Below are 22,699 nucleotides of genomic sequence, written 5' to 3' on the forward strand. Positions count from 1 at the left end.
ATTGCGCTACAATGAATTATTTATGCACTATTTAAAAATGATGAGAAAACAAGATCTATTATCGTTGATGAAAGCAAGACACAGTGGACGTTCATACGATCCTACAAAAGCAATATCTCAAAAAGAAATGGATATTTTAATAGAAGCTGTAAGGCTAACACCCTCGTGTTTTGGTGATGAACCTTGGCGATATGTGATATGCAACAAACAGAACAATCAAAGCGCATGGAAAAAATTGTTCGATTGCCTTGATGAATCTAATCAAAAGTGGGCAAAAGATGCACAAGTGTTAATCATATCTTTAAGTGCTAAAAACTTCCGAAAGCCAGACAAAGGGGGAAATTTTTGGGCTAAGCATGATACTGGTGCAGCAAATTACGCACTTATGCTACAGGCTACAGCTATAGGCTTAATGGCTCATCAGATGGGCGGATTTGACAAAGACAAAATAATAGAGAGGTTTAATGTACCTGATGATTTTAATGTAATGTCAGTGATAGCGGTTGGTTACGAGGAAGAAGGTGCCGAAGTTAAAGAAAAGAACAGAAAGCCAATAGAAGAAATATTTTTTTATGACGAATGGCCAGCGAGCTGACTTGACCATTCTTTTTTTAATATCTTAAAAATTGGATTATCTGGCAAATAATTTTTTTTCATCCTACCCTCTTCAATTGCTTGCCAATCTTTCCATGAAAGCTTTTTACTTCCCAATTCATAATCCATTCCATCCCACATATCTTCTCGAAAGCCATAAACAGCAAAGTGCCAATTATATTCATTAAAAATAGAAGTAAGATCTCGAAAATAGTGCTCTAATCCTTTTGAACAGCGATGTCCGCCAAACTCTCCAGCAAGGATCTGATAATCTGGTATATTATACTTCTCTTGGAAAATTTTTACAGGTTCTATATATAATTTTAACTTATCTTTATTCCAATACTCTACTTTTTTTCCATCAAAAGATTGAACATGTCCAGGGTAGGCAAAGTTATCCTGGTTTAATTTTAAATTTGTATAAGCAAAGGGCTCATACATGTGAAAAGAATAAAGAATATTAGAATCATCAACTGGTTTGAATTTATCAAAAGTATTAGAGTCAGCATAACTGCTGCTATCAAGTATTATTGGGGTCTCTGAGTCAACTTGGCGGACACTGTTTACCACGCTGCTATAAAAGCCAAATAGATTCTTCTGAACTTTGCTTTGTTCTACGTTATAAATAGCCGAATCTGCAGTATTATAAAGCCTTTCTGGATGTGGTTCATTTAAGATATTATATCCAACAATAGCAGGATGATCTTTAAGCTCTTTCGCAAGATCTTGCCAAAATTTTGCTGCTTGTTTTTGAAAAGCTTGATCTGACCATAAACGTAAATCATCTTTATCGTTATTATTTTGCTTCCATCTAGATCCAGGTAAGCTAAGCATCGTTAACACTACTGGTATTTTTTGTTGATGAAAAGCATCTAAAACATCTTTCAGAACTTTCAGGTCTTTGGGAATTAGGCCCTGATAACTGTCTGCATTACCTAAGAGGAAGTCACGTTGCGTAGTTTCAAATTTGTCAGGAGCAAGACGAATAAAACCAATTTTGTATTCCTTTGCTGCTTTGATTAAGTCACTATCAACTTTTCTATTGAAAACATTTGCTCCCTTTCTAACTCCAGTTTGCCAAAAGAGCATTTTGCTGTTCTCCGGTATTGACTTAGCACTCACATTACAGAAAACTATAGAATACAAAACAGCTGTAATTAGAAGAAAAATTTTCACTTATATAATTTTGCTATAATGGTAAGTAACCTAACAGACAAGATCCCGTTTGTAAAGATGCATGGTACTGGCAATAGTTTTGTTATCATAGACTCACGTTCAGCAAATAATTTAGACTGGAATTATAGACAAATTGCTGATCAAGGCAGTTGTGATCAAGTGATAATTATAACAATGTCTAATGCTGCAAACTGCTTTATGCATATCTACAATGCTGACGGTAGTCGAGCTGAAATGTGTGGAAACGCAGCACGCTGTGTTGGGTATTTGATAATGTTAGAAAAAGGTACTGAATATATCACTATTGAGCTGATAAATAATCGTATCTTAGAATGTTTTAAAGTAGGTGATAAATCAATAAAGGTCAATATGGGTAAACCACTGCTTAAATGGAATGAAATTCCTCTTTCTTGTGAATGCGATCCCCTTTATCTACCTATAGAGCTTGAAATGCTGAAAGAGCCAGTTGCAGTAAATATTGGTAACCCTCATATAGTTTTTTTTGTTGATAACATAAGCGAAATACCATTGCAGAATTTAGGACCAAAGCTAGAAAATCACGAATTATTTCCTCAGAAAACAAATGTTAGTATTGCACAAATAGAAAAATCTGGAGAAATAAACTTAAGAGTTTGGGAAAGAGGAACAGGTATTACTGCTTCATGTGGTAGTGCGGCTTGTGCAGCATTTGTTGCATCTATACTTCGTAAGTGTTTGGCTACTAAACAAACTTCAGTGCGTTTACCAGGAGGTCAGTTACTGATTGAGTGGTCAAAAAATATACTGATGACTGGGGATATAGGGTTTTTATGACCTAGGCTAGGCACTGACACTCATTACTTCTAACACCTTTTTACCAATCACAGCAGGGGTTTCTGCAATCGCAATCCCAGCACTGCGCATAACCTCTAACTTTGCACCAGCACTTCCGCCACTAGAGGAGATAATAGCCCCAGCGTGCCCCATACGTCTTCCTGGAGGTGCTGTTTGACCTGCTACAAAACCAACGATTGGCTTTTTAGTTTTTTCTGTTTTCACAAAATGTGATACATCCTCTTCTTCGTTTCCACCTATTTCACCAATAACTACAATACCATGAGTATCGTCATCTTTTAAAAAGAGCTCCATACAGTCAACAAACGTCATACCATGAACAGGATCCCCTCCAATTCCTATACATGTTGACTGACCAAGACCAACAGCGGTTGTTTGTGCTACCGCTTCATAAGTTAAAGTTCCAGAACGAGACATAATTCCTATATGTCCACGTCTGTGAATATGTCCTGGCATAATTCCTATTTTGCATTCTTCGGGTGTAATAACCCCTGGACAGTTTGGGCCAATCAATCGACTGTTTGAACCAGCGAGAGCGTGCTTTACCTTTACCATGTCAAGTATAGGAATGCCCTCTGTGATGCAAACTATTAATTCTATCTCTGCATCTATTGCCTCAAGTATTGCATCAGCTGCAAATTTAGCAGGTACATATATCACAGTAGCATTCACATCAGTTTTTTCTTTAGCTTCTGCTACGGTATTAAAAACTGGTAAATTAAGGTGAGTGCTTCCACCCTTGCTAGGAGTTACACCGCCAACCATTTTGGTTCCATAGCTAATTGCTTGTTCTGAATGAAATGTACCTTGTGCACCAGTAAAGCCCTGGCATATTAATCTTGTATCTTTATTTACTAAAACAGACATACTCTACTTCACCTCTTGTACTATTTTCTGTGCAGCCTCGTCAAGTTCGTCTGCAGCAATAATATTTAGCCCTGACTCTTCTAAAATTCTTTTTCCTTCTTTAAAGTTAGTGCCTGATAATCTAACCACTAAAGGGACCTTAATATCTATTTCTTTTGCAGCTTCAACTATTCCATTTGCAATGATATCACAACGCATTATACCGCCAAATATATTAACCAAAATTCCTTGTACATTACTATCAGATAATATAATTTTAAATGCTTCAGTGACAGTTTCCTTACTTGCTCCACCACCAACATCTAGAAAGTTAGCAGGCTCTGCTCCATAGTACTTTATTATATCCATTGTTGCCATAGCAAGACCTGCACCGTTCACCATGCAACCAATATTGCCATCCATTTTGATGTAACTAAGTCCATGTTTTGAAGCTTCTATCTCTTCTTTAACTTCTTCATCATAATCACGAAGCTGCACGATTTCTGGATGACGATATAAAGCGTTGTCATCAAAATTAATTTTAGCATCAAGTGCAACAAAATCCCCGGAATTTGTTTCAACTAGTGGGTTAATTTCTATTTGGCTTGCATCAGTTGTAATAAACGCATCATATATATTTTTTGCAATATTTGTTATTCTTTCTATTTGTTCTGAATTCAAATTAAAATTATTGGCAAGTTTACTGTTATCAAGATTTGTAAAACCAGTAGCAGGGTCAATATCAAATTTCACAATTTTTGTAGGAGAATTTTTTGCCACTTCTTCGATATCCATCCCACCTTCTGAAGAAAATATAAATACTAGCCTACTAAGCTTTGGATCGACTACTAGACTCAAATAGTACTCTTTTTTAATGCTTGAACCTTCTTCAATGTATACTTTCTTTACCTGCTGTCCGCTTGACCCTGTTTGATGAGTAACTAAAGTTATGCCAAGCATGTCCTTTACAAGTTGTTGAGCTTCTTTAGTTGACTTTGCCAGCTTTACGCCACCAGCCTTACCCCTACCACCTGCATGAATCTGAGCTTTAACCACAAACACGTCAGATTTTAGTTGATTTATTTGAGTTTCTACTTCTTCTGCAGATGTAACAACAAAACCCTTTGGTACTGGGACATTAAACTTGTGTAAAATTTCCTTTGCTTGATATTCGTGAATATTCATAAGATAACTAATTATTAACCTTAGTAAAAACTACCAACCATAACGCTGTCTTCTGCATTCTTGCTGATATCTCTTTTTCCTTGCTTCAGCTTTTTTTTTAGCTGTTTTCTCTGATTTCTTTTCGTGATATTTTTTTTTCATTTTGAGCCCTCTTCCTTCCTTTTGAATTATTTTTTTCAACACTGGAAGAGCTCTATCTACATCACCATAATGGACTGATACTTCAATCAAACTCTATACCTCCTTCGGTAATCACTTCAAAATCCATTTATAAATTAGAAAATTAACATTGTCAATTATTTTATAAACTTGAGCGATAGAATATGATATGCAGTGATTTATATGAAAAAAGCTTCATTCTGCTGTCAATCATTTACTTGCTGATAAAAATTGCTCTTAGGTTACAGTGCTCTTGTAATTTTTCTAATCTCGGGGCGGAGAGATTTGAACTCCCGACCCTTTGGTCCCAAACCAAATGCGCTACCAGGCTGCGCTACGCCCCGACTTCTTTACTAAGAGTATCGATAGTTCGGAAAAATGCAAGTTTCATTTATTTCTTTTAGGAAAAATATAATGCAGATTTCTTTATATAGAGTGTCAAGTTGCACTAGCCATATTAAAAAATCTAGCTATACCAATTGGTGAAGGTTAATGCAGCAACTACAGCAGTATCAACTCTCAAAATTCTTTTTCCTAGACTCAGTTTCTGACAAAATTTATTGGCAGAATCAAGTTCGCAAGATGAAAAACCACCTTCGGGGCCAACAATAATAGCAACGTTTTTCTTGCCTTTTAGAACTTTGTTAGGAGGTTTTCCTTCACCTGTTTCATCACACAAAACAAAATTTTTATTCTGAGAATCGGGTAATTCATAAAAATCAATGGGAAGCAAAATCTCTGGTATACTTATCCTACCAGATTGTTCCGCAGCTTCAATTGCCTGTAATTTCGCTCTACTTAGGTTAATGTTTTTTACTACTGTACGTTCTGTTGAAATAAATTGAATGCAGGTTACTCCCATTTCAGTTGCTTGTCTTACTATGTTGCTTAAGGCGCCGCTTTTTACCAGAGCACAATACAAATATAGATTTTTTTCATGTTGTTGTTGTTTAGTGCGTTCTTTTATTATAATTTTTGTCGATTTACTTGATATATTCACTACTTCTCCTAACCATTCTCCATCCTTTCCATTAAAAAGATAGATGTTATCATGCTTCTTAAGCCGCATTACATTGTAAATATAGTGACTTTGTCGTGGATGAAGCGCCAAACTTACATTTTGTGATAAAGCTTCTTCAACATAAAGCCTAATTTTTTTCATTCAAAACTTTAGTTATTTGCATTCTGTTTGAGTGACTCTTACGGGATTTGAACCCGTGTTACCACCGTGAAAGGGTGGTGTCCTAACCACTAGACGAAAGAGTCGACTTGGATCTAACTGAGTTATATCGATTATACATATAAAGTCAATTCAATTATTTTGAATCACACAGTTAGAGTGATATATCAGTGATTTTATATCGACAGCCTCCTATTACCCCATGTTCAATGCTTACTGAACCTATCTCAGATTTAGGAGCTTTAGATCCTAATTCTAATTTTTGTTCAACTTTTGTATCTGAATCATAGCCAGAATCGTATCCAGAATCTCTACGCTCAAAATTTTGCCTTATTTCTTTTACGTTAAAGCCAGCCTTGGTCTTGATTTGCTGACTCGCTGGCTTATTAGCACTTTGCTCATTTAGTTTTACTTGCAAATTATTCACTTTATCCTGCACTAATCCATGATAAGTCCCAGAATTATCTTTTATATGTTTTGCTTGTCTTTCTGATCTCTTTTTCGATAAATCTACCTTAGCATAAATAGGCTCTGGTTGCTCTTTATGATTTAAGCTAGTGGGCTTTTTTTGCTCTGAGAAATCATCTACATCTTCATAAATAGGTTCTCCTGATATACTAGAACAACCACTATCTTTCAATGATAAATTTTCAGTAGATCTTTTATGCAAATCATATACTTCAGCATAAATGGATTCTTCCGATACGCTCAACTCTTCTAATGAGTTACTAACCTTAGCGTCATATACCTCATCATAAATGGGCTCTTTTAAAAGTAAAATATCATCATGCTCAAAAATTCTAGGAGGTTTTTTAGGTGAGTTGGCCTTAAATTTTAGCTCTACTTCCTCTTTAAGCTTGTCACAACTTTCCGTTTGTTTCAAAATCTCCAATATTTCTTTTCTTTCTTTTTTTATTAGCTCACCAAGCACTAAACAACATTTTTCTTTACGATCTTTGAGACTGTCCTTATCTCCGTACTGCATAGCTTCTGATGCTCTTTTATATTGAAGGATTACATTTCCTATACTATTATTTATTTCACTAATATTTGCTCCAGCACTAATAAGTAACGTCATTACATTATGATCAAGATTTGTTACTGCATACTCTAAAGCTCGATTTAAAGTTTGATCATTATTCAAGTCAAATGACCCCTTGTTCCTAAAAGGATTAATTCTAGAAAAGAGTTTTTCAAAGCTGTTTACTATATTATGAAGACTTAAAGCTAGCCTCACGCCTCTTATATTGCTATTTCTAGCGGATTTAATTAAAAAACTATCTACTATACCCATGATTGTACCCCTCTATACAAAAGCTCACCATTGTGGTACAATTTTAAACTATAACGATTTATTTTATATTAATAACCGCTTTTCACACCCACTTAACAAGAGGCGGCATCGACATCATAATTGCATCGGGGTTACCATTAGTCATTAAACCAAACCTTGTACCACGATCATAAAGAAGATTGAACTCCACATATCTGCCACGTTTTATCAATTGTTCTTCTCGTTGTTCTTTTGTCCAAGATTTTTGCATATGTTTGTGTATGATGTGTAAGTAAATTTCTAAAAATGCTTCACCTACTGCTTTTGTGAACTCAAAATCATTTTTCCAGTTGCCAGAAGTTAGATTGTCATAAAAAATTCCACCAATACCACGTGGCTCTTTTCTATGTTGTAAAAAAAAGTAATCATCACATTGCTTTTTAAATTTCGGATAATATTCGATGTTGAACTCATCGCAAGTTGCTTTAATTGATTCGTGAATATACTTGCAATCTCCCTCATCTTTATAAATTGGAGTAAAGTCCATTCCTCCACCAAACCATTGTTTTGAGGTATATATCAGCCTTGTGTTCATATGTGCTGCAGGGATAAGGGGAGATTGCATGTGAGACACTAAAGATATACCGCTTGCCCAAAACTCTCCATTGCTTTCACTTGCACCAGGAATTTCATTAATGGCTGAGTCTGCAAGCTTTCCGTATACTCTTGAAACGTTTACTCCAACTTTTTCAAAAATATTACCAAAGATAATTGTAGATTCACCACTTCCTCCACCTGGTCGGTTCCACTTTCTTTTTTCGATTTTTGGTTCTGTGAATGACTGCACCTCAATTGATAAGAAAGATTCGGTGATCTTGTTTCTCAGTGCGCAGAACCATTTAAATGCTTGTATTTTTTGTTCTTCCATAATGCCTTCTGTTGGCTATTAATATTATTGTACTCTATATTTACAGGACTTAATTAGATTGGGATAGTAACTACCCATCAAGGATGTTAATAAATCTATAATAATTAAATCAATATAGTAGAATATTTTTATATGTGCAAGGATGCCAAGCAATAATAATGAGTAAAAGATACATAGATAACAAAAAAGAGAACAGAGTTGACTTCATACTAAGAAATTATGGGATGTCAATTATTGTGATGGCAGTCATTATGTTCTTACCTCCAATAGCAATATCAGTACTCTATTTTTCTAATGTATATAGTCAGAATGTTAATATAGAGATTAATTTATTAACTAGCACTCTAATGATTCTCTTTGTGATATATAATATAAAACGTTACAAGTATCTACTTAATATCATAGAGTTTCAAAATGCAATATTTGCAAATGCGCTAAATCATAATACAGAGTTTTGTCTCATTTTACATAAAGATGAGGGTATTATTTATGCTGATGCTAGATTCTACGAAAGGTTTAAAGATCACATAAACGATGATGTTACGCTAGATAAAATTCTTGAAGCAGGAGATGTTTCAGAAAAAGACAGAAAATCACTCTATCATGCGTTAAGAAATAACACTTCTGTACAAGTATGCATTTCCTTAAGCAAGAAGAGTAGAGTATCTAATTTTCTTTTGCTCTCTGAACCAATACCGGATAATCCACAAATTTCTATAAATAGTAATAAGACTTTAAATTTGTCATTAGCACCAATAGCAAGACCGAATGGGTATTTTGTACTGAAGGCAACACAGGTAAACAAAGAGCAGGTATATGAAGAGTTGATAGAGAAACACAATATAGCAACTTACGTTGCAAATACAAAAGGAGGTATCTTATCTGTAAATAAAAGATTTTTAGACATGTTTGAACTAAAAAAATTGGAAAAAGGTAGCTCAATCAATGATTTTATATCTCAATCGAAGTATGACGATACAATAACCAAAAATGAAATTATGTTTTTTACTATAAGCGGTGCTCCATTTAAGGCTTATATGAGTACTGCTACATTTTGTGATAAATATAATCATAGCTATATACACGGCTTTATAACACCAACTGAATCAAATATTGTTGATTATCAACTACACCCTTGTTTTACAAATTCGTCAATTGCTATTGCACAATGCGACATAAATGGCAATTTTATAAAGAAAAATATAGCATTAGTAAAACTTGCGGGGTCAAATAATGGTTCTATCTTTGCATTGATATCAGATGGTTATCATATGAAAGTGCGTGAATATTTTTCAAGTAATAGGATAAATAATGCGTCCTTTGATGTGCAGCTCAATGGCGGTAATAACATGAAAATATATTTTAATAAGTTTCTTCATAATAAAGTGATGTTCATACTTTGTTATTTTATTGATAATACTGAACGTAAAAAACTAGAGATAAAACTTGAGCATTATCAAAAGGTGCAAGCTATAGGGCAGTTAGCAGGTGGTATTGCACATGATTTCAATAATATATTAACCGGAATAATAGGATTTTGTGATTTGCTTTTACTCCAGCACTCAGCTAGCGATCCATCTTTTGGAGATATAATACAGATACAGCAAAATGCAAAACGTGGGTCAAATTTGGTAAGACAACTGCTTGCTTTTTCAAGAAGACAGACTTTGCAGCCAAAGATTATTAATGTAAATGGTACGATAGCTAATCTTTATGAAATGATCAAAAGATTAATAGGTGAAAATATAAAATTTAATATTTATTATGGTAGCGATTTGGGTGCTGTTAGGGCTGACCAAGGACAATTAGAGCAAGTGATGCTTAACTTAGCAGTTAATGCTGGTGCTGCTATGGAAAAGGGGGGAGAGTTAACTATACGAACCTTTAATCAAAAGATTAATTCATTAAACTCTACACCTCAGGATATGTTTTCTCCAGATAAGGAAATGATTGAACATGGGAATTATGTTGTGATTGAAGTAATTGATACTGGGTGTGGAATGACAAGTGATACAGTTGAAAAGGCATTTGACCCATTTTTTTCCACCAAAGATATTACTTCTGGTACAGGTCTTGGCCTCTCTACTGTATATGGCATTATTAAACAAACTGAAGGATACATCTATGTTGCTAGCAAAGTAAATCATGGAACTAAATTTAGCATATTTTTGCCCATAGTTTACATATCGGATGAAAATGATAAAGAGGAAGATAGTGAAGAAATAGAGAAACCGGTAGAAATTGAAGGTAATGGTATAATTCTATTAATTGAAGATGAAGATTCAGTAAGGAAGTTTACTGCTAAGGCGCTTACAAGAAAAGGTTTGAATGTAATAGAAGCGAGTATAGGCAGCGAGGCACTAGAGATCATTAGAAAAAAAAATCAACACATAGATCTAATAATCACTGACGTAATCATGCCAGAGGTGAGTGGCCCAGAAATAGTTAAAGAAGCATTGATCCATAGGCCAAATATCAAAGTTATTTTTATTTCTGGATATGCAGAAGATGCTTTTTTGAAGAGTGATGAAATCAATATAGAAGACTTTCACTTTTTACCAAAACCATTTACTCTGAATGAGTTAGGAAATAAGGTTCACAATGTGTTGTGCAAGACAAAAAAAGGCAGTCCACTTTGAATGTGATTGGCAACAAAAAAAATTCTAATGCAAAAATTTCTTGCATATATACAATAGGATTATTTTATACATAAAATAAAAGGCGTGAGCAAGATAATTGCAATAGTAAATCAAAAGGGTGGAGTTGGTAAAACCACAACTAGTATAAATTTATCGACAGCCTTTGCTGCTGTGGGGAAAAGTACTTTATTGGTAGATCTTGATCCTCAAGGAAATGCTAGCACAGGATTCGGGATTTCTTATCGTAGTAGGGAAGAAAAAAATATATACAAAATACTGCTGAGCAGAGGAAGTGAGTTGGTGGAATCGGCAATTTTCAATATAAAGGAAATTCCAAATTTAGCACTAATTTCATCAGTAGTTGACTTATCAGCTGCAGAAATTGAGCTATCACAACTTGAGCGGGGAAAATTCGTACTAAAAGATACGCTAGAGAAAGTATGTAATTATGAGTACATAATTATCGACTGTCCTCCATCGCTTGGTCTGCTTACTATCAATGCGCTGACCGCTGCTAACTCTATTATTGTTCCTCTTCAGTGTGAATTTTTCGCTCTGGAAGGATTGAGCCATTTAGTTAAGACTGTAGAGCTGATAAAAAGAAATAACCTAAATCCTTTCTTAGTAATAGAAGGAATATTGCTCACAATGTATGACAGGCGCAACAAGCTTAGCGAACAGATTAAAAATGATATTTGCCAATATTTAAATGATAAGGTGTATAAAACGATTATTCCATTATATGAGACTATTATTCCACGTAATGTGCGGTTATCAGAAGCACCTTCTCATGGGAAACCTGCTATTGTATATGATCTTAAGTGTCCTGGTGCACAAGCATATATAAGTTTGGCAAAAGAAATTTTAAAGAAACACATGAGCATCTTTAAAGAGAAAAAGCTGGTAAGTGAGGGTGCAGCGTGAAGGACAATAGGCGCTTAGGTAAAGGTCTTGCTGGCCTCATAGGCGATAATTATGATAATAAAGAAGATCGGTTACCTATTTCATTATTACACCCGAGCAAATTTCAGCCGAGAAAATATTTTGATGAGGAGTCATTAAAAGAACTTGCAGGTTCGATAGAGAGAAATGGTATCATACAACCTATTGTGGTGCGCAAAGATCCAAATAATGACGGTTACGAAATAGTAGTAGGGGAACGTCGTTGGCGAGCAAGTAAGGTCATAAATCTTGATAGTGTGCCGGTTATCATAAAAAATTTAAATGACAAGGAATGCTTGGAAGTATCGATAATTGAAAACATACAGAGGCAAGATATTAATCCAATAGAAGAAGGTGAAGCGTATAGTAGACTAATAGATGAATTCTCCTATACACATGAAGAATTAGCCTTAATTTTAGGCAAAAGCCGCAGTCACATAACCAATATGATTCGAATATTATCACTTCCTGATGGAGTAAAAACAATGATCAACGAGAAAAAATTGTCTATGGGCCATTCAAGAGCGCTGGTTAATGTTAAAAATGCGGAAAGTATTGCAAAAAGAATAGTTTCTCAGGGCCTGAGCGTTAGGCGAACTGAAAAATTGATAAAAGACTTACAACAAAATAATGATCAAAAAGAGTATAAATGTACTACAAATCAAGATATGGCAGTACTAGAAGGAGCTATATCTTCTCAGCTTGGGTTAAAGATCAAAATTAATGACAGTAATTCTAAGGGTAAAGTCATGATACGTTATAACAACTCAAATGAATTGGATTTTATATTGAAAATTTTGAATAGAAAACTTGAATCAGCTATTAATGTCGAAAGTAGCTCATAGAAATTTCTTGACAAACCTTCCCACTTGCCTTGTAATGGAAGTGAAATGGTGGAGTTTGTTAAGTAAGTTATTTCGTTTCTACTTCAATAAAAATTTGCACGCAATAGCACGGAAGCATACGCTGCTACTCCTTCATTTCTTCCAATAGAACCCAATTTTTCTGCAGTGGTTGCTTTTACATTTACAAATTCACCATCAATTTCTAATATTTTTGATATGAATTCCTTCATTCCTGCTTTGTAAGGCGATATTTTAGGCTCTTCACAAACTATAGTAATATCTAAATTAGACACGCTATATCCTTTTTCCTGTGCTTTTTTAGCAGCAAAGTCAAGAAAATGAGATGAATTGTAATCCTTCCATTTAGGGGAATTAGGAGGAAAATGTTCTCCTATATCGCCACATCCTAGTGCTCCGAGTATTGCATCAACGATTGCATGTATTGCAACATCACCATCGGAATGTGCCTCTATTGCCATATTATGCTCAATTTCCACACCGCAAATTTTTATAAAGCTCTTAGCATCATTTTGAATTTTAACAAATTTATGTATATCATAACCGGTTCCGACACGGAATTTTGGCTCTCCAAAGAGAAGTTTTGCCATATTGATATCCTCTTTTGTAGTTAACTTAAAATTCTTTTTCTCACCTTCAATAATCGCAACATGTTTTTTATGCTCCACCATTAGTGATGAATCATCAGTAAATTCTTTGACTGATTGATGGCATGATAATAATTCTCCAAAATTAAAAATTTGAGGAGTTTGTATGGCTCTAAACTTTTCCCTTAAAATCGTAGATTCAACAAAATTATTACTTACCAATGATATAGTATCTTCGACTTCTATTGCTGGAATTACCCCTGTATATTGACCATTAATCATAGATTCTATCAAGTCATCTATTAGAACATTTGACACAAAAGGCCTGCAGGCATCGTGTATAATGACAAAATCTGGATTGATCTTTTGCAAATTCTCCAGTCCGAGTTTAACTGAACTCTGCCTACTCTCTCTTCCGTATATTGGACTTAGTAATTTAGCATCTGTAATTGATGATATTGTTTCCTTATAGAAGTTCTCGTGACTTTTATTTATTACCACTCCTATATAACTTATGTACTGATTAGCTAAGAATTTTCTCATTGTGTGAAATAAAACAGATTTACCTGCCAGTTTTATGTATTGTTTAGGGGTTTTGGCACTGCATCTAATTCCTACTCCTGCTGCAACTATTAATACTGCTATCTTGTATTTCTCAAGTCTATTAGTTATCATTTTCAGCATTAGTAAATAGTAATAGGTTATTTAGCATTTTAAAAAAGTTGATTTGATTCTCAAAAAAGAATATTCTTTTACTAGGTATAATATATGCTAGAAGAAAATAATGCACGTTGCTAAGTATAATAAAGAAAATGAGATACATCTTATATTTTTTCATGGGATAGGTGATAATCATAAAAATGCTACCAGATATATACAAGGTGAATTTACATACCCCCACAGATCTAATTTTCACACTCATGCGCATAAATATTCAACTACGTTTCAAAATTATATAACCTACGCAACAGCAAGCTTCATGCTTCTAGGAGTATCCATACTATTACCAATTTTAATATTACTTATTAATCCAATGACGTCTAAGATAGCAAGTTTAGCCATCTTAGCAGCTTTGACTTGCACCTTTTTATCTGTATCACTACTTATGATTCCATTTATAAATAAGAATCAAAGCTTGTCTCAGCCTTCAATAAAAGAAATTAGTAAATTAATTGACAATGGTGTGAAGCCTGAAAACATTATACTTTTCGGCCATTCTTTTGGAGGAGCAGTTGCATCAGAAGTGCTGAAATATTTTGCAGACAAAAACATTAAACTTGGAGGTATTATTTTTACTAGCACTTTTAGCTCTTTTCATAACGCAATAAAGCATTTTCCAATTCCTCAAGCAAAGATTTTAAGTGTACTGCCCTCATGCTTATTGAAAAAAATGCTCAAGGTCCTAAATTTAGATTTCGATATAGCAAACAATATACGAGGATTACAAAATGAGAATATACCAATAGTGATCATTAATCATGAAAGAGACAACTTAATACCATATCCTGCACAATTAGCAAAAGGACTAGAAGATAATCAATCGTTAAATAGAAATTTGACCAAAATCGTTAATTTGAAAAGCTTTGAATATGATCCGCACAACGGAGTTTTATTTAGTTGCGAATTGAATAAAAATTTGCTTGATCTCATACCTAATAAAACAATAAATAGATAGTATTTACAAAAAACTGTGTATTTTTTGATAAATTGACTATTCTAAACACATGCAAAAACGTCATATAACTATTTGTTGCGTACTGCTTTTCATAATAGGAGTGTTGTTTTTGATGCGTCCTATGATTGTCCCGTGTCTAATATCCCTTTTTGTTGCACATTTGTTTAACCCTCTAGTAACCAAGTTTGAAAAATACAGAATACCGCGTTCATGTTCTGTAGTTTTTATAACACTTGCCTTATTGATAGCTTTTATATTAGTTATTACATTTGTTTTACCTATTATATATTTTCAAATTACTTTAATATTAAATTTCTTAGTGAATAAGATACCTTCATTAAAGCTTAAAGTGATTCCTTCTGTGCTAGAATTTCTTAATATAAAAACTGAAGATAATTTATTTGATCACTTGTCTAAAAATCTAGTAGAAAATTACAGTGATTATATATCTTATTTTATAAATGCTCTTAGCATGGGCAGTAATCTTATAATTCAAGTGCTAAATTCAAGCTTTAGTTTGATTTACATGGTATCATTAATAGCTATTACGCTTGTGGTGTTTTTTTATGTATTACGTGATTGGCCTTCAATTGTAGAAAAGGCTAATAAACTAATTCCCATTCTTTACAGAGAAAAAGCTGCAGGTTATTTTTTCAAAGTAGATTTCATTATATCTAATTACCTAAAGGGACAGTTAAACGTATGTATAGTCATGATGATCTTTTACTCCGTGGGCCTTAGCATAATTGGGCTGAAGCATTCTGTAGCTATTGGAATTTTATCAGGAACATTAACATTTATACCCTATATAGGGCCATTATTATACACTATTATCGGATTTTTGAGCGCCATTACTCAATTTAGTGGATGGTTTGAAAGTGCTGCTGTCTTGCTATTATTTAGTGTTGGTCAATTAATAGACTCAAGCATATTAGTGCCTTTATTAATAGGAAAAAAAGTTCATATACATCCAACTATCATTATTTTGGGAGTTGTCATATGTACCTCATATTTTGGGTTTATAGGTATATTATTTTTTATTCCAATAATAGCAATGTTCAGTGTATTAGTAGAATATGCAGTCAATAAATATTTTGAAAGTGAGCTTTATAAAAATGGCTAATTAGTTCACGATAAAAAGAAAAAGGACCTCTGATACATTTGAGAAATGCAAGTAAATTTTTATGCAAAAATTATTATCAAAAAGTAGCAATTTAAGAGGCTTTACGTGCAATTAAATTTATTTAACAATAATCAAGTTGATTATTGTTGGCAAAATTATATTATCTTAGACGAAAACAAGCACGTATATAACTCAATAGCTAACGATTTATCTTGGAAATGCCTGATTCTTTTTGGACCTAACAGCTCTGGAAAAACTCACCTTGCTCATATTTGGCAATCAATAAACAATGCAATTTTTATCAACGTGAATAATTTTGTAAGCGAGATTAGGTATAGCAATGCGTTTATTTTAGAGGATGTACAAAACATTAAAGATGAGGAAATGTTGTTACATTGTTATAATTATATGAAGGAAAATGATAAGAGATTGCTGATCACTTCTTCAATTTCACCAAAAAAGCTTAACTTCAAGCTCAAAGATTTGAGCTCTCGAATATTGTCAACTATCAGCGTAAAAATTTTACCTGCAAGCGAGGAGTTATTAAGAATTATGCTAATAAAACAATTTTCAGATAAACAATTAAAAATTGATCTAAAGGTAATTAATTATATTCTAGCAAGAATAGAACGTTCTTTCCACAGCATTAATAAAATTATAGAAAAAATAGATAGTGAATCCATAGGATCAAATGTAACCATTCCTTTTATTAACACTTTATTAAAAAAAAGTCCCAAGTGATTCCTTCTGCTGCAAGACATTTGTTATATATATTAAAGATTTATTAATACCCATACAATAATGAAGTTGAAATCACTATTTCTTTATGTTAAAATTATAATAAATACTATGATGTAATAAGAATAAACAGACATATCTAAGGGATATTTTTACGATAGTAAAACTTACTTTACAGGATGTTTTTTATAGATTTGATGTTATAATTAAAATATGGTAAAAATAAGATCAAATTTAAAAAAAAGGTTAAAACAAAGGTTTGTAGTACTTACTTTATTGATAAATACTTTGTTTATCTCATATTTTCTTATAAAAAACACAAAAAATACTTTCAATCAAATTATAGTCAAAGAAATAAATATAGGAGCTGATAATGAAAAATAAACAACTACAAAATAAAAAAGAGAATCTTTACATAACGTATTACATAGATACTTTGGTTTCCGAAAAATCCTCTACACAAAATACTTTGGAAAGTTATCGTTCAGATTTACACCAACTTGAAGAATTTTTATTAGAAGGAGGCACTACCTTAGTTGGTGCAAGTAAAGCTAATATTAAAGATTATGTAAGCTTTTTACGTACACAAAAGAAATATAAAACTAGCTCTATATCAAGAAAAATATCTGCTATCAAAAATTTCTATAAGTGCCTATTTAATGATGGAATAATAGACTTTAATCCAGCACCGGCTAATGATAATGAATTAAGAAATCCAAAAGTTTCCCGTCCTTTGCCTAAGTATTTAAGTGTTCAAGAAATATTTTTGCTCATGGAAACAGTAAAAAAATCAGCAAGCGGATCGAATAAAGAGATAAGCAGTAAAAGGCTATGTGCAATTTTAGATATCCTTTACTCTTCCGGGATGCGTGTTTCTGAATTAATTAATATGAAGTTATGTGAAGTATCACATTTAGTAAACAGTAATGGTAAAGAAGGCTATATAATAATAAAGGGAAAAAGTGGCAGAGAAAGGCAAATCTTTTTTAATGAGCAAGCATTGCAAAGCCTTAAAGATTATTTATCAGTTCGTGACAACCTGCTCCCTAACAACAAAAAATCTGATTGGCTATTCCCAGGTGATAAACCTAATAAACCAATTACAAGGCAAAGAGTTGGTCAATTAATAAAGGAATTAGCAAGAAAGTGCGATATTGATGAAAATAAAATCTCCCCACATGTGATTAGGCATTCTCTTGCTACCCATCTACTGAATAGCGGAGCGAATATTGTGCTGATACAAAAAATTCTTGGCCATACTAATCTTTCTACAACGCAAATATATACTCATATTGCTAACGAAAAGTTAAAGGACAAATTAGCTGATTCTCATCCTATTACTCAGATGATCAATAATTAAACTTATTGCTTTTAATTTTGTAGTAAAGTTAAATTCAAATAAGTTTACGTATGTTTGTGATTGCAAGTTTATTGTTTAATTTACTCCTTATATTATGGGAAGTATTCTACACTTTTATTACTCTTCCTGTAATTTTCTTTCCTGAGTGTGTAATAACCATTTTCCTCGTTTGCTCGGTGAGAGTTGTATTATTCATGTTACGTTTATTATGTGGCATTAAATATGAAGTGAGGGGAATGGAAAACATTCCTGAGCAACCTTTTATAATTGCATCTAAACACCAATCTCCATTTGAAACATTTATTTTTATACTACTATTTAGAAAAGCAGTTTTTATTTTAAAACGTGAATTGAAATGGATTCCATTCATTGGTTTGCATCTTATGGCATTAAAAATGATTTTTATTAACCGCTCAGATGGTATTAGTTCTGTGCGTCATATCATGAAATTAGCAAAAATGCGTATAAAAGAAAATAGAGGCATAATAATATTTCCTGAAGGCACAAGAACGACTATAAACCAAAATATAAAATATCAACCAGGTATCGCTGCTTTATATAGCGTATTATCTGTTCCTGTATTACCGATTGCTTTAAACACTGGTTTGTTTTGGCCAAAAAGCATACTTTCTCTGAGAAAGAATCCCGGAAAGGCGGTAATAGAAATATTACCTCCCATATATCCCGGGTTAAACAAAAATGAATTCTTGCAAAGTTTAGAAAAAATCATTGAAGAGAGAAGTAGTAGATTAATTCCAGAAAAAACTGATATTGCAAATTAACAAAAAGACTTTATAATTAAAAGAAAAGTACAGGTATTAATATATGGCAAATCATAAGAGTGCTAAAAAAATGATAAAGGTAATAGCAAAGCGTACTTTAGTGAATAAGATGCGAAAAAGCAAAACTCGTACTGCTATTAGAAGATTAGTTGATATAATCAAGTCTGGTGATAAAGAGAATGTTGTCTTGGCATTTCGGAATGCTGAATCCAATTTACATAGATGTGTAAATAAAGGTGTTATTCATAGGAATACTGCTGCGCGTAAAATAAGTCGTTTAAATGCAAAAGTAAAAGCATTGATGACAGCATAATATGGTTAATGTAAGGTTAACCGGATTAATGTATACTCTTCAATTTGTATACCTTGTATAAAATTTAAGTAGCTCAAGTGATGGATAAAAAAGCATTGTTGGAACTAAGTGATGGGTCAAAAATTGAGCTACCCATATTAAGTGGAACAATAGGTCCTGACGTGTTAAATATCAAGGATTTATATAAAGTAACTGGATTATTTACTTACGATCCAGGATTTGTTTCTACAGCTTCATGTTCTTCTGCAATTACATTCATTGATGGAGATGAAGGAGTTCTTAAATATAGGGGACATGATATAGCTGATTTGGCAGAAAATAATAGTTTTACTGCTGTGATTTATTTATTACTCTATGGTGAACTACCAAGTTCAGAGCAACACAAAAAATTTCTTTTCAAAATACAAGAATTGTCCAAAGTATCAGAGCAAGTTACAAATGTAATCAAAGCATTTCCAAAAACTGCTCACCCTATGTCGATTTTGATTGCATGTTTTGCAAATTTGTCAGCGTCTTACCATGAAATGCATAGCAACAATGTCAATGGTGAGGATTTAGATTTTGGAATTTCTGCAATAGCACAAGTTCCTGCAATTGTTGCAATGACTTATAGGCATATCAACAATCAGGAATTCATAAATGCTAACAATGAATTAAGTTACAGTGAAAATTTCTTAAAGATGATATTTGGCGATGCTGTTGATAATGCCCTTTTTGCAAAAGCTCTGGATAAAATATTTACTCTCCATGCTGATCATGAACAGAATGCTTCTACGGCAGCTGTCAGATTGGTAGGGTCAGCTGGTTCTAATCTATTTGCAAGCCTGTCTGCAGGAGTTGCTACACTTTGGGGTCCAGCACACGGTGGAGCTAATGAGGCAGTTATAAATATGCTAAAAGAGATAGAGCAAAGTGGAGATGTAGATAGATTCATTGAGAAAGCTAAAGATGATAAAGATCCATTTAAGCTAATGGGGTTTGGACATCGTGTTTATAAAAACTATGATCCGCGCGCGCTTATATTAAAGGATGCTTGTCATGAGATTTTAAGCAAACTAGAGCAAAACAATGAATTACTTGAAATTGCAAAAAAACTTGAAGAAGTAGCTTTAAAGGATGAATATTTCATCACGCGTAAATTATATCCAAATGTTGATTTTTACTCAGGTATAATAATAAATGCTATCGGTATCCCTTCAAGTATGTTTACACCCATTTTTGCACTTGCAAGAACCACTGGTTGGGTTGCCCAGTGGTATGAAATGGTAACCGATAAAGAAACCAAGATTTGTAGGCCAAGGCAGCTATACCTTGGCAAATAAACTTTCATTCACAATTTGTCCTCAAATAGTCTAATTTTCTTTAGCTATAAAATACAGCAACTTATGTTTTTACCAACTGATGTATGCTTTTTTGTAGAACACTGTTCAGATTGTAATACAGACGGTTGGTCAAGTATTGGTTTGGGCTTATCATTAAAAGAAGATCGTGCTGAAGAAGTGCCAAGGCCACTATCTTTAGCCGAATTATCATCTTTAATTCTTTGTGCATCTTCATCATAGTAATTGGGGTCAAGTAATTTTCTTGAGTGTCCAGCACGTGATTTACCTATAGTTGAATTGTAAGTTAAAAATATGATATAAAGGAGATAAGAGGGAAGATAACCCTACTCACTATAGGAATAGAGTTATCACGGGCGTGTGCGACCGACCAACTGTTGGTATTATAACCGTTCGGATCAAGGTACACTAGCCCATCTCTCGATACGTTTGAATAGTTGCATGGGACATATGTATGCACCCGTTTACAATCTTAAATTAATTAAAACTAATCGAGGTTATTATGATTACATCTTATCAAAATTTTATTGGCATTGATATCGGAAAATTTAAAAATGTTGTTGCAGTTCACAAACAGAAGAACGCTGTCGAATTCGACAATGATACTGCTGGCTGGCAACAATTGTTTCAAGATTTTTCAAATATCTTACCTAATTCTTTAGTAACTCTGGAAAACACTGGAAAATATGAGCTTGGCTTAGCACATTTTCTTGTTGATAAAGATATTGCTGTACATCGAGCTAATACTCGCAAAGTAAAAAGCTTTGTTCTATCTCATGGAACTTTAGCAAAGTCTGATCAATCAGATGCAAGAGCCCTTGCTCAGTATGGGTTTGAACGCTATAGTACTCTATCTCTATTTGCACCTATGTCAAAAGAACAAACAACCTTAGTTGCACTTTGTCAACGTCGTGATGACATTACAAAAATGAGAGCTCAAGAGAAATCTAGGCTTGCAGCACCTGAAAACGACCATATAAAAGAAAGCTGTCAGAAAACTATTGAATTCTTTAATAGCCAGATAGATGAGCTCAACAATACCATACAAAAAATTATTGATGAGAATCCAGAGTTACAAAAGCGCCAAAAAATCCTTAAAACAGTTCCAGGAATAGGTGCAAAATTATCTCAAGATTTTCTGTGTCTAATGCCAGAACTTGGTTATGTAAGTAGGGGAGAAATTGCAAGTCTTGCTGGAGTTGCACCTCATCCGAAAGAAAGTGGTAAAACTATTGGTTATCGCAGAATAAGTGGTGGCAGAAGCAACGTTCGTGAAAAGCTTTTTACAGCTGCGATGTCTGCTTCAAGGTCTAAGTCTGCGCTTGGTGCCTTCTATTCAAGGCTTGTTGGTAAAGGTAAAAAGAAGATGGTGGCTATGACAGCTCTAATGCGTAAAATCATAGTAATTGCCAATGCGAGGCTTAAAGAAGCAGTCAATGTGAATTAAAAAAATCTGCATAGAAAATAGGTTAACGAATATGTGGATAAATACGTCTACACACATTTAAAGTATTTATACACATATTCGTTAACCATAAGATCTAAGCAGTAACTGTTGTTTGATACAAAATTTTTCTATGATTAAGTTAGGGTTTTTATTGTCAAAAATGCACTTTTTACTCGAATAAAAAACAAAATTACAAACAAAAGTTGTAATGAAACTAAATTCAAAAAATTTTAAAAAACATAGTTGATCTAAGAACCTGTTCATAATCTTTTGAGGAGTAAAGCAGAGAAAGCAAGAACGATCATTTGTAAGCTATAGTATTTCCTAAAGTAAATGATAAAGATATAATAAGGTATTTAAGTTATAATGGCATATAGTGTGGATTTAAGGGAAAAGGCAGTATTGATGATAGAAAAAGGGAAGACAAAGGTTGAGATAGCAGAGCTCATGGAGATAGGAATAGCAACTCTGTACCGCTGGTTAAAAAAGAAAGCTGCTGGTGAAAGCCTAAAGCCATCTAAAAACGGTAGCTTTATTCGAAAAATAGACCCAAAAATACTCGAAGAATATGTTACAAAGAATCCAGATCATACTCTGGCAGAGATGAAACAAAATCTTGGATTTGGAATAAATTCAATTTGGTATAGACTAAAACAGCTAAAAATTACTTTAAAAAAAAGTCACACTATATCAAGAGCGCAATCAAGAAGATAGG

23 protein-coding genes and 2 tRNA genes are annotated in these 22,699 nt (G+C 33.3%); 15 read left to right on the top strand and 10 right to left on the bottom strand.

Annotated elements, in window-relative coordinates:
* Window positions 1–22: 22 nt before the first annotated feature.
* Window positions 23–595 (top strand): nitroreductase family protein, encoded by a 573-nt coding sequence (locus OPS21_RS00235; protein ID WP_265027645.1) that lies wholly within the window; start codon window positions 23–25, stop codon window positions 593–595.
* Here OPS21_RS00235 and OPS21_RS00240 read toward each other — a convergent pair.
* Entirely contained in the window at window positions 571–1,683 is a 1,113-nt protein-coding gene (locus tag OPS21_RS00240) for a glycoside hydrolase family 5 protein (protein WP_063630901.1), read from the bottom strand. The two genes, OPS21_RS00235 and OPS21_RS00240, sit on opposite strands and share 25 nt — an antisense overlap.
* A gap of 105 nt (window positions 1,684–1,788) precedes the next feature.
* On the opposite strand from OPS21_RS00240, the gene dapF reads away from it, so the two are divergent.
* Window positions 1,789–2,583: a diaminopimelate epimerase gene (gene dapF / locus OPS21_RS00245; protein ID WP_264336414.1), complete on the top strand. Its 795-nt coding sequence runs from the start codon at window positions 1,789–1,791 to the stop codon at window positions 2,581–2,583.
* A gap of 6 nt (window positions 2,584–2,589) precedes the next feature.
* Here dapF and sucD read toward each other — a convergent pair whose 3' ends face one another.
* From sucD to hemF, 8 genes are all read right to left on the bottom strand, one after another.
* The gene (gene sucD / locus OPS21_RS00250) at window positions 2,590–3,471 is read right to left on the bottom strand and encodes a succinate--CoA ligase subunit alpha (protein WP_064085491.1); all 882 of its coding nucleotides are present in this window, start codon (window positions 3,469–3,471) and stop codon (window positions 2,590–2,592) included.
* 3 nt (window positions 3,472–3,474) lie between these two features.
* On the bottom strand, window positions 3,475–4,635 hold the full coding sequence (sucC, locus tag OPS21_RS00255; RefSeq protein WP_264336413.1) for an ADP-forming succinate--CoA ligase subunit beta: 1,161 nt from the start codon (window positions 4,633–4,635) through the stop codon (window positions 3,475–3,477).
* Between the two features lie 30 nt (window positions 4,636–4,665).
* The gene (gene rpsU, locus OPS21_RS00260) at window positions 4,666–4,866 is read right to left on the bottom strand and encodes a 30S ribosomal protein S21 (RefSeq protein ID WP_015588134.1); all 201 of its coding nucleotides are present in this window, start codon (window positions 4,864–4,866) and stop codon (window positions 4,666–4,668) included.
* Between the two features lie 198 nt (window positions 4,867–5,064).
* Window positions 5,065–5,138 (bottom strand) — tRNA-Pro (locus tag OPS21_RS00265).
* 122 nt (window positions 5,139–5,260) lie between these two features.
* Window positions 5,261–5,956 (bottom strand): 16S rRNA (uracil(1498)-N(3))-methyltransferase, encoded by a 696-nt coding sequence (locus tag OPS21_RS00270; protein ID WP_264336412.1) that lies wholly within the window; start codon window positions 5,954–5,956, stop codon window positions 5,261–5,263.
* A gap of 32 nt (window positions 5,957–5,988) precedes the next feature.
* Window positions 5,989–6,060: transfer RNA gene (locus OPS21_RS00275), tRNA-Glu, on the bottom strand.
* A gap of 68 nt (window positions 6,061–6,128) precedes the next feature.
* Complete coding sequence (locus OPS21_RS00280; protein ID WP_264336411.1) at window positions 6,129–7,268, bottom strand: hypothetical protein; 1,140 nt, start codon at window positions 7,266–7,268, stop codon at window positions 6,129–6,131.
* 82 nt (window positions 7,269–7,350) lie between these two features.
* Window positions 7,351–8,175: an oxygen-dependent coproporphyrinogen oxidase gene (gene hemF, locus OPS21_RS00285; protein WP_264336410.1), complete on the bottom strand. Its 825-nt coding sequence runs from the start codon at window positions 8,173–8,175 to the stop codon at window positions 7,351–7,353.
* A gap of 158 nt (window positions 8,176–8,333) precedes the next feature.
* Here hemF and OPS21_RS00290 point away from each other — a divergent pair, with 158 nt between their 5' ends.
* From OPS21_RS00290 to OPS21_RS00300, 3 genes are all read left to right on the top strand, one after another.
* A complete protein-coding gene (locus OPS21_RS00290; RefSeq protein WP_264336409.1) occupies window positions 8,334–10,814 on the top strand; it encodes a response regulator in 2,481 nt (826 codons plus the stop codon).
* Between the two features lie 84 nt (window positions 10,815–10,898).
* Window positions 10,899–11,738 (top strand): ParA family protein, encoded by an 840-nt coding sequence (locus OPS21_RS00295; protein ID WP_265027646.1) that lies wholly within the window; start codon window positions 10,899–10,901, stop codon window positions 11,736–11,738.
* Window positions 11,735–12,601, top strand: a complete 867-nt coding sequence (locus OPS21_RS00300; RefSeq protein WP_264336407.1) for a ParB/RepB/Spo0J family partition protein — start codon at window positions 11,735–11,737, stop codon at window positions 12,599–12,601. Before OPS21_RS00295 ends, OPS21_RS00300 begins: the two co-directional genes overlap by 4 nt.
* An 83-nt stretch (window positions 12,602–12,684) precedes the next feature.
* Here the strand turns inward: OPS21_RS00300 and ispD are convergent, their stop codons facing one another.
* The gene (gene ispD, locus OPS21_RS00305) at window positions 12,685–13,890 is read right to left on the bottom strand and encodes a 2-C-methyl-D-erythritol 4-phosphate cytidylyltransferase (RefSeq protein WP_264336406.1); all 1,206 of its coding nucleotides are present in this window, start codon (window positions 13,888–13,890) and stop codon (window positions 12,685–12,687) included.
* Between the two features lie 100 nt (window positions 13,891–13,990).
* Between ispD and OPS21_RS00310 the strand changes: the two genes are divergently transcribed.
* From OPS21_RS00310 to OPS21_RS00355, 10 genes are all read left to right on the top strand, one after another.
* Window positions 13,991–14,881 (top strand): alpha/beta hydrolase family protein, encoded by an 891-nt coding sequence (locus tag OPS21_RS00310; RefSeq protein WP_265027647.1) that lies wholly within the window; start codon window positions 13,991–13,993, stop codon window positions 14,879–14,881.
* 49 nt (window positions 14,882–14,930) lie between these two features.
* A complete protein-coding gene (locus tag OPS21_RS00315; RefSeq protein WP_143689365.1) occupies window positions 14,931–16,004 on the top strand; it encodes an AI-2E family transporter in 1,074 nt (357 codons plus the stop codon).
* A gap of 105 nt (window positions 16,005–16,109) precedes the next feature.
* Complete coding sequence (locus OPS21_RS00320) at window positions 16,110–16,745, top strand: DnaA ATPase domain-containing protein (protein WP_264336404.1); 636 nt, start codon at window positions 16,110–16,112, stop codon at window positions 16,743–16,745.
* 370 nt (window positions 16,746–17,115) lie between these two features.
* Window positions 17,116–18,102 (top strand): site-specific tyrosine recombinase, encoded by a 987-nt coding sequence (locus tag OPS21_RS00325; RefSeq protein WP_264336403.1) that lies wholly within the window; start codon window positions 17,116–17,118, stop codon window positions 18,100–18,102.
* Window positions 18,103–18,158: 56 nt separating this feature from the next.
* A complete protein-coding gene (locus OPS21_RS00330; protein WP_319606856.1) occupies window positions 18,159–18,884 on the top strand; it encodes a lysophospholipid acyltransferase family protein in 726 nt (241 codons plus the stop codon).
* Between the two features lie 43 nt (window positions 18,885–18,927).
* Window positions 18,928–19,197 (top strand): 30S ribosomal protein S20, encoded by a 270-nt coding sequence (gene rpsT, locus OPS21_RS00335; protein ID WP_108784107.1) that lies wholly within the window; start codon window positions 18,928–18,930, stop codon window positions 19,195–19,197.
* Between the two features lie 80 nt (window positions 19,198–19,277).
* A complete protein-coding gene (locus OPS21_RS00340; RefSeq protein WP_264336401.1) occupies window positions 19,278–20,519 on the top strand; it encodes a citrate synthase in 1,242 nt (413 codons plus the stop codon).
* A gap of 63 nt (window positions 20,520–20,582) precedes the next feature.
* Window positions 20,583–20,759, top strand: a complete 177-nt coding sequence (locus OPS21_RS00345) for a hypothetical protein (protein ID WP_264336400.1) — start codon at window positions 20,583–20,585, stop codon at window positions 20,757–20,759.
* A gap of 280 nt (window positions 20,760–21,039) precedes the next feature.
* On the top strand, window positions 21,040–21,984 hold the full coding sequence (locus tag OPS21_RS00350) for an IS110 family RNA-guided transposase (RefSeq protein ID WP_264336326.1): 945 nt from the start codon (window positions 21,040–21,042) through the stop codon (window positions 21,982–21,984).
* 366 nt (window positions 21,985–22,350) lie between these two features.
* Window positions 22,351–22,698, top strand: a complete 348-nt coding sequence (locus OPS21_RS00355; RefSeq protein ID WP_264336399.1) for a transposase — start codon at window positions 22,351–22,353, stop codon at window positions 22,696–22,698.
* The last annotated feature ends 1 nt before the right edge of the window (window position 22,699 follow it).

This window comes from Wolbachia endosymbiont (group B) of Chorthippus parallelus (assembly GCF_947251815.1).
Taxonomy (GTDB): Bacteria; Pseudomonadota; Alphaproteobacteria; order Rickettsiales; family Anaplasmataceae; genus Wolbachia.